Raw genomic sequence first — 7,014 nt, 5'->3', positions numbered from 1 at the left:
CCGCCCGCCGGTAGGGAACCGGCGGGCGGTGCGGTGAAAGGCGAAAAGCGGTTCAGCGACCGTTGAACGCGTCCTTCAGACGGGAGAAGAGGCCCTGCTGACCTGGCTGGAACTGACCCAAGGGCCGTTCCTCGCCGCGGAGCTTGGCCAGCTCCCGCAGCAGCCGCTCCTGCTCGGGGTCGAGCTTGGACGGGGTCATCACCTCGACGTGCACGATCAGGTCGCCCCGGCCGCCACCGCGCAGATGGGTGATCCCGCGCCCGTGGAGGGGCACGGACTGGCCGGACTGGGTGCCGGGCCGGATATCGATCTCCTCCAGGCCGTCCAGCGTCTCCAGCGGGCACTTGGTGCCCAGGGCCGCGGCCGTCATGGGGATGGTGACCGTGCAGTGCAGATCGTCGCCGCGCCGCTGGAAGACGGCGTGCGGCAGCTCGTGGATCTCCACGTACAGGTCGCCGGGCGGGCCGCCGCCGGGGCCGACCTCGCCCTCTCCGGCGAGCTGGATACGGGTGCCGTTGTCGACGCCCGCCGGGATCTTTACCGTGAGCGTGCGCCGCGAGCGGATGCGGCCGTCGCCGGCGCACTCCGGGCAGGGGGTCGGCACGACCGTGCCGAAGCCCTGGCACTGCGGGCAGGGCCGCGAGGTCATGACCTGGCCCAGGAAGGACCGGGTGACCTGCGAGACCTCGCCGCGACCGCGACACATGTCACAGGTCTGGGCGGAGGTGCCGGGGGCCGCGCCCTCGCCGCTGCAGGTGTTGCAGACGACGGCCGTGTCGACCTGGATGTCCTTGGTGGTGCCGAAGGCCGCCTCGTTGAGGTCGATCTCCAGCCGGATCATGGCGTCCTGGCCGCGCCGGGTCCGCGAACGGGGCCCGCGCTGCGCGGCGTTGCCGAAGAACGCGTCCATGATGTCGGAGAAGTTGCCGAAGTTGCCGGCTCCGAAACCGCCCGCGCCGCCGCCGCCACCGGCGGAGAGCGGGTCGCCGCCGAGGTCGTAGACCTGCTTCTTCTGCGGGTCCGAGAGCACCTCGTAAGCGGCGTTGATCTCCTTGAACCGCTCCTGGGTCTTCGGGTCCGGGTTGACATCCGGGTGCAGCTCGCGGGCGAGCCGACGGAATGCCTTCTTGATCTCGTCCTGAGATGCGTCGCGGCGCACGCCGAGTACGGCGTAGTAGTCCGTGGCCACTTACGACTCCGCCAGGATCTGTCCGACGTAACGTGCCACTGCGCGTACCGCTCCCATCGTTCCGGGGTAGTCCATGCGGGTCGGTCCGACCACGCCGAGTTTGGCGACTGCCTCGTCGCCCGAACCGTAGCCGACCGCGACGACGGACGTGGAGTTGAGCCCCTCGTGGGCGTTCTCGTGCCCGATCCGTACGGTCATGCCGGAGTCCGTTGCCTCACCGAGCAGCTTCAGCAGGACGACCTGTTCCTCCAGTGCTTCCAGCACCGGCCGGATCATCACCGGGAAGTCGTGTCCGAAGCGGGTGAGATTGGAGGTGCCGCCGATCATCAGCCGCTCCTCCGTCTCCTCGACCAGCGTTTCGAGGAGGGTGGAGAGAACCGTGGAGACGGTCCCCCGGTCCTCGCTGTCGAAGGATTCCGGCAGCTCCTGCACCAGGCGCGGAACATCCGCGAAGCGGCGTCCGACGACCCGGCTGTTGAGCCGGGCCCGCAGATCCGCGAGCGATGCCTCGCCGAACGGCGCAGGGCAGTCGATCATACGCTGTTCGACCCGGCCGGTGTCCGTGATCAGGACGAGCATCAGCCGGGCGGGGGCGAGCGCCAGCAGCTCCACGTGCCGCACCGTCGAACGGGTCAGCGAGGGGTACTGCACGACGGCGACCTGCCGGGTCAGCTGCGCGAGCAGCCGCACCGTCCGGCCGACCACGTCGTCGAGGTCGACCGCGCCGTCGAGGAAGTTCTGGATGGCCCGGCGCTCGGGCGAGGACAGCGGCTTGACGCCCGCGAGCTTGTCGACGAAGAGGCGATACCCCTTGTCGGTCGGGATGCGTCCCGCGCTCGTGTGCGGCTGGGCGATGAAGCCCTCGTCCTCCAGCACCGCCATGTCGTTGCGGACGGTGGCCGGGGAGACCCCCAGCCGGTGCCGCTCGGTCAGCGCCTTGGAGCCGACGGGCTCCTCGGTGCCGACGTAGTCCTGGACGATGGCGCGCAGCACTTCGAGTCTGCGTTCGCTGAGCATCGCGCACACCTCCAGCTGTCTGTCTCCGGATCTCTCCGGTGTCCGGCTGGCACTCGGTGCGTACGAGTGCCAGCAATCCCGTCGTCAGTGTACGGGGGTGGGGTGGGGCCGGGGCAAGGGCGACCGGCCACGCTCCCACGAGACTGCGCAGGTCGTTGCCGATAGCGTCGTGGTATGGACGTCGCTTGGGAAGACCTCGGCTGGGAGCGGTTGGGCAACGGTATCGGCAGGCGCCGCCTCCCGGGCTGGGACGCCACCGCCGGGCTGGTCACCGGGCCGGAGGGCGTACTGCTGTACGACACGGGCGCGACCCTGCGCGAGGGCGTGGAGCTGCGGCGGCAGGCGGAGGCGCTGCTGGGTCGGAGGGTGACGCATATCGCACTGAGCCACCCGCACTTCGATCATGTGCTGGGCACGGCGGCGTTCGCCGGGGCCGAGGTGTACGGGGCGGTGGGCGTCGGGGCGCTGCTGCGGGACGAGGCGGATAGCCTGTGCGCGTCGGCCGTGCGCCACGGGGTGCCGGAGGACGAGGCGGCCAGGTCGGCGGACACGCTGGTGGCCCCGCACCACGAGGTGTGCGGCGACTGGACGCTCGACCTGGGCGGCGGCCGTCAGGTGCTGCTGGCGAACGTGGGCCCGGGCCACAGCGGCCACGACCTCGTGGTGCTGGTGCCGGGCTCGGACGGTGAGCCTCCGGTGGTGTTCTGCGGAGACCTGGTCGAGGAGTCGGGCGAGCCGCAGGCGGGCTCGGACGCGATCACCTCGCGCTGGCCGGCCGCGCTGGACCGGCTGCTGGCGCTGGGCGGCGAGGACGCGCTGTACGTACCGGGGCACGGGGCGGTGGTGGACGCCGGGTTCGTCCGGGCGCAGCGGGAGTCGTTGGCGGAGCGGTTCGCGGTGGCGTGACACCCGGGTCCGTGGCACGCCCCGACCCGGCCGGGGCGAATATCGTCATGCCATGCGCAGCTACCAGCCGGACCTGACCCCGCCGTGGAAGAGGTCCGCCCCCGTGCCCGAGGTCCCCGCCGAACCCGATCTGGTCGTGGAGGAGGTCGCCACCGGCTTCTGCGGGGCGGTGATCCGCTGCGAGAAGACCGCCCAGGGGCCGACGGTGACCCTGGAGGACCGCTTCGGCAAGCACCGGGTGTTCCCGATGGAGCCGCGCGCCTTCCTGCTGGAGGGCAAGGTCGTCACGCTGGTGTGCCCGGGCCCCGGCGGACCCGTGCGCCCCACCCGTACGGCCTCCGGTTCGGTGGCGGTGCCCGGCGCGCGGGCCCGGGTGGCGCGGGCCGGGCGGATCTATGTGGAGGGCCGGCACGACGCGGAGCTGGTGGAGCGGGTGTGGGGCGACGACCTCCGTATCGAGGGCGTGGTCGTGGAGTACCTGGAGGGCGTCGACGACCTTCCGGCGATCGTCGGGGAGTTCGCGCCGGGGCCCGACGCCCGGCTGGGGGTGCTGGTGGACCATCTGGTGCCCGGCTCGAAGGAGTCCCGGATCGCCGCGCAGGTGACCGGGGACCATGTGCTGGTGGTGGGGCACCCGTACATCGACGTGTGGGAGGCGGTGAAGCCGTCCTCGGTGGGGATCGACGCCTGGCCGGTGGTGCCGAGGGGCCAGGACTGGAAGACGGGCGTGTGCCGGGCGCTGGGGTGGCCGGAGAACACCGGAGCGGCCTGGCAGCACATTCTGTCCAAGGTGCGCAGCTACAAGGACCTGGAACCCCAACTTCTGGGCCGGGTGGAGGAATTGATCGACTTCGTCACCCTTCCGGACTGATGTCCCCGGGCTGAGTCCGACCCGCACCGGACGATCACGTACCGATCTCTATGAATGCCTGCGTCCCACACGCACCATCGGTTATTGAGGGATGTCGACGGGGAGAACGGGCCGCGGTTCACGGGGGAAGGGCACGGGCGATGGTGCGCGAGGTCTGGCGGGAGAGTGCGGACAACGAGGCGGCTTCGGCCGTCTTCCACCTGATGCAGCAGCTGATCGACCGGTACCGGGTCAACCGGCCGGTGATGCCGCTCGTGGTGACCCAGGCGGCGGACGCCGGGGCCGGGCCGGAGATCGACGCGCGGGTGGAGCAGCTCGTGCACCAGGTGCACCGGGCCAACGAGTTGCGCAGGGTGCCGGTGCGGCTGCTGGACGGTGCGGGGGCGGCGCCGTACGACGCGGCGCTCGACATGGTGCGCACGCTCTCCGAGAAGCCGTGGGAGACCCGCGAGAACACCCAGTACAAGAACTTCGACTTTCCGCGCTCCCGGCTGCTCGGGGCGATCGAGCAGGCCACCGCGACGGTCGTGGAGCAGTCCGACGGGAACACCTCCGAGATACGCGAGGAAAGGATTCTGGAGCAGCTGAGCCGGCTGCGCTGGCGGTCCGGCCGGCCGCGCGGGAGAACCCGGTGGGACGCGCTGCGGCAGTCGGTGCGGCCCGAGACATTCGTGGGGGCGCTGTTCATCGCCCTGCTCAGCGTGCTGCTCGGGGAGATCGACTGGCTGCTGACGGCCCTGGTGGCGGCCCTCTCGCTGATCGGGCTCGCCGTGGTGGGCCTGGCGAGCCGGGCCGCGCCGCCGTTGCTGTGGCTGCGCCGGGCCAGCCGCTGGTTCGCCACCACCTCCTCGCTGGCCGCGTCCAGCACCGGCTACCCGTCGGACGGCTGGTCGTGGTTCTCTCCGAGCGGTTCGTGGCGGGTGATCCGGGCGCGGGCGGCGGCGGTCGCGGAGCGGGTGGCGGACGCGGGGGCGGGCGACGAGCACGCGCGCCAGTTCCATCTGGAGCTGCGGGTGCAGGCGCTGCTGGAGGACCTGCGGCACAACTACCGCTCGCGCTCCCTGGACTGGCGGCGCAGCAAGCGCACGGTCCCGCCGGTGGTGTTCCTGCCCCGGGCCACGCAGGACAACGGCGGCATCCTGCTGATCAACGCGATCAACAACGTACGGTCGCGGCGCAGCGAGGTCGATCCGCTGCTGCTGCTCGCCTCGCTGCCGGCCTCCGAGATCATGCGGCACACTCCGCCGCTGCCGCCGGAGCGGCCGGGTCCGGGGGCGCCGACCGGTTCGTCCGGGGCGCGGGCCCGGTACGAGCGCTGGGTCGACGATCTGAGTCTGGGGCAGTCGCCGGTGGCGGCGGCGACCCTGGCGTGGGTGCTGCTGCTGCCGCTGTCCACCGCCAAGCTGACCCATGAGCACGCGCACGCCCAGCTCGTCACCCACCGGGTGCGGCGGACCTGGGCGTGGTGGGTGATGTCGCGGGCGACCATCGCGATGGCCGTCGTGGGCAGCCTGCTGGGAGCGTTCCTGTGGGCCGGGCACTGGCGTGACTCGTACTGCCACGGGCCGCTGACCGACCGCAACACGGACGCGATCTGGGACGGGGGCGGTGACGACCGGGAGTGCGTGGGGGTGGCGACCGCGCCCGAGGTGCTCTTCGCGCGGGGCAACGACCTGGAGCTGAACGGGGCGGGCGAGGGCATCACGTTCGAGCGGATCGAGCAGGCGATCCGCGAGGAGAACGACGACATCGAGGCGGGCGACGCGTATGTGACGGTCGTGTACGCCGGTCCGCTCACCGCCCCGGGCAACGACCGGGAGGCGACCCGCAAGGGGCTGGAGGAGCTGACCGGGGTCTACCTCCAGCAGCGGGCGGTGAACAAGACGGTGCGCCGGTCGGTGAAGCTGCGGGTGCTGACCGCCAACGGCGGCGAGGACATGCTGCGGCAGCTCACCGCCGTGGAGAAGATCATCGAGGTGGCCCGGCGGGATCCGACAGTGGTCGGGGTGGTCGGTCTCGGTCGCAACACCCAGGAGAGCGAGAAGGCGACGAAGCTGCTCCGGGAGGCCGGGCTGCCGTTGGTGAACACGACGAACTCCAGCAGCGACCTGCCCCGCGAGTATCCGAACTACTTCGGTCTCGCGGCGACGGACGAGGAGCAGACGCATGCGCTCGGCCTGGTCGCCCGGCAGATCGCGAAGGGGCTGGACCGCCCGCACGCGATCGTGCTGTCGCGCGAGGACAGCAACGGGGACCTGGACCGGTACACCGCCGAGCAGCGGGACGCGGGCCGCAAGATGCTTCAGGACGCGGGCTTCGAACAGGGCAAGGACGTGACGTACGACCTGGCGGGCGGGGCGAGCCTGAACGCCCCGCTGACCAGCATCTGCCAGGCCGAGCGGGTTCCCGACGCGCTGTACTTCGCGGGGCGGGTCGAGGACGTACCGACGCTGATGCGGGGGCTTTCGGAGACCACCGGGTGCTCGGACCGGCGGATGACGGTGTTCACCGGGGACGATCTGACGAAGGGGACGTTCGACGATTCGACGTCCATCGCGGCCAACGTCACGCTCTACCACTCCTCGCTGGCCCCGCTGGACCGGGGGAAGAACCTCGGCTTCTACGGGGACGCGTACCGGACGCTCCGGCGGCTGCACCCCGAGGGCGAGGTCACCGCGCTGGTCTCGGGGCGTCCGGCGTACGAGGACGACCTGTTCGCCAGCGGGCAGACCGTGATCTCGTACAGCGCGACGGCCGCCCTGTACGACGCGGCGGCGCGCGGCGACAAGCGGCGGAGCGCGGCGGAGACGTGGGCGACGCTGCACACGGTGGACCTGAACAACATGCCCACGGGGACGATCTCGTTCAGCCGGGCGCGGTCCTCGGTCTCGGACAATGTGCACGGTCTCAACATCGTCAAGGTGGTCCGGCCGGGGCCGAGCGCGGAGCGCACCCTCGTGTGCGGCAAGCCGGCCGGGGTCGCGCCGCCGCTGACGGCGAAGGACTGCAAGCCGTGAGGCTCCTCGTCCCG

5 protein-coding genes are annotated in these 7,014 nt (G+C 71.5%); 3 read left to right on the top strand and 2 right to left on the bottom strand.

Annotation, left to right across the window (positions count from 1 at the left end):
• Positions 1–52 precede the first annotated feature (52 nt).
• Positions 53–1,189 (bottom strand): molecular chaperone DnaJ, encoded by a 1,137-nt coding sequence (gene dnaJ / locus ACFWM7_RS06105; RefSeq protein ID WP_383255618.1) that lies wholly within the window; start codon positions 1,187–1,189, stop codon positions 53–55.
• Complete coding sequence (hrcA, locus tag ACFWM7_RS06100; RefSeq protein WP_030585444.1) at positions 1,190–2,206, bottom strand: heat-inducible transcriptional repressor HrcA; 1,017 nt, start codon at positions 2,204–2,206, stop codon at positions 1,190–1,192.
• Between the two features lie 174 nt (positions 2,207–2,380).
• Between hrcA and ACFWM7_RS06095 the strand changes: the two genes are divergently transcribed.
• The 3 genes from ACFWM7_RS06095 to ACFWM7_RS06085 all read left to right on the top strand — a co-directional run bounded on the left by ACFWM7_RS06095 (position 2,381) and on the right by ACFWM7_RS06085 (position 7,000).
• Complete coding sequence (locus ACFWM7_RS06095; protein WP_383255615.1) at positions 2,381–3,112, top strand: MBL fold metallo-hydrolase; 732 nt, start codon at positions 2,381–2,383, stop codon at positions 3,110–3,112.
• Between the two features lie 52 nt (positions 3,113–3,164).
• Positions 3,165–3,983 carry a DUF3097 domain-containing protein gene (locus ACFWM7_RS06090; protein ID WP_383255613.1) on the top strand — a complete coding sequence of 273 codons (819 nt, stop codon included), beginning with the start codon at positions 3,165–3,167 and terminating at the stop codon, positions 3,981–3,983.
• 140 nt (positions 3,984–4,123) lie between these two features.
• Positions 4,124–7,000 (top strand): ABC transporter substrate-binding protein, encoded by a 2,877-nt coding sequence (locus ACFWM7_RS06085; protein ID WP_383255611.1) that lies wholly within the window; start codon positions 4,124–4,126, stop codon positions 6,998–7,000.
• The last annotated feature ends 14 nt before the right edge of the window (positions 7,001–7,014 follow it).

Source organism: Streptomyces sp. NPDC058375, assembly GCF_042723425.1.
In the GTDB taxonomy this organism is placed as follows: Bacteria; Actinomycetota; Actinomycetes; order Streptomycetales; family Streptomycetaceae; genus Streptomyces; species Streptomyces durocortorensis.
The sequence above is the reverse complement of the archived record's forward strand: the minus strand, read 5'-3'. Positions and strand labels throughout refer to the sequence as shown.

Coding starts and splice junctions, on each gene's coding strand:
- hrcA (WP_030585444.1), bottom strand. CDS start 2,206: ATGCTCAGCGAACGCAGACTCGAAGTGCTGCGCGCCATCGTCCAGGAC.
- ACFWM7_RS06095 (WP_383255615.1), top strand. CDS start 2,381: ATGGACGTCGCTTGGGAAGACCTCGGCTGGGAGCGGTTGGGCAACGGT.
- ACFWM7_RS06090 (WP_383255613.1), top strand. CDS start 3,165: ATGCGCAGCTACCAGCCGGACCTGACCCCGCCGTGGAAGAGGTCCGCC.
- ACFWM7_RS06085 (WP_383255611.1), top strand. CDS start 4,124: ATGGTGCGCGAGGTCTGGCGGGAGAGTGCGGACAACGAGGCGGCTTCG.